Below are 888 nucleotides of genomic sequence, written 5' to 3'. Positions count from 1 at the left end.
ACCGAGGGCGTCGATCATGTCGGCTACCTCTTCCGGCTTGCCGAGCGGGAGATGATTGAACGTGACCGTCGTAAGGTCGAGCGTCGGATCAAGGCGGCCAGATTCCCCGTCGTCAAAAGCCTCGACAGCTTCGACTTTACCGCCATCCCCAAGCTCAACAAGATGCAGGTACTGGAACTGGCGCGATGCGAATGGATCGAGCGCAGCGAGAACATCATTGCGCTCGGACCCAGCGGCACGGGCAAAACGCATGTGGCTCTCGGTCTGGGCCTCGCCGCCTGCCAGAAGGGCCTGTCGGTCGGCTTCACTACGGCGGCTGCCCTGGTCAGCGAGATGATGGAGGCGCGTGACGAGCGGCGTCTCCTCCGCTTCCAGAAGCAGATGGCCACCTACAAGCTGCTGATCATTGATGAGCTGGGCTTCGTGCCGCTGTCGAAAACCGGCGCGGAGTTGCTGTTCGAGCTGATCTCGCAACGCTACGAGCGCGCAGCCACCCTGATCACCAGCAATCTTCCATTTGACGAATGGACCGAGACCTTGGGATCGGAACGATTGACCGGTGCACTGCTCGATCGCATCACCCACCACGTCAACATCCTCGAGATGAACGGCGACAGCTACCGCCTCGCCCAAAGTCGCGCCCGAAAGGCCGGCTGAAACCTCTTCAGAAAATCGCCGCGCGCGCATGAAACCCCCGCTCGGGCTACGCCCTCCCGGAGGTCTCATGCGCGCGCCGAAAGTGGCCGACTTTTGCTCCGCCCCGTGGCCGGGTTTTACTCCGCCGTTGACACTTCAGGCCGCGTACCGAAGATAAAGGCGATTTTCTGGTGCGCCAGGCGAAGCTGGCGCGTTCCAGCCGGTGAAAGTCCGGCCCGGGTAAGGGGTAGC

Annotated in this window: 1 protein-coding gene; it reads left to right on the top strand. The window is 62.2% G+C overall.

What is annotated here, in order from left to right; translation table 11 throughout:
* Positions 1 to 657: IS21-like element helper ATPase IstB (istB, locus tag IEX53_RS23540; RefSeq protein ID WP_188826598.1), on the top strand; the 657-nt coding region annotated here is incomplete at its 5' end.
* Between the last annotated feature and the right edge of the window lie 231 nt (positions 658 to 888).

It is taken from the genome of Paramesorhizobium endophyticum (assembly GCF_014640615.1).
Lineage (GTDB): Bacteria > Pseudomonadota > Alphaproteobacteria > Rhizobiales > Rhizobiaceae > Paramesorhizobium > Paramesorhizobium endophyticum.
The sequence above is the reverse complement of the archived record's forward strand: the minus strand, read 5'-3'. Positions and strand labels throughout refer to the sequence as shown.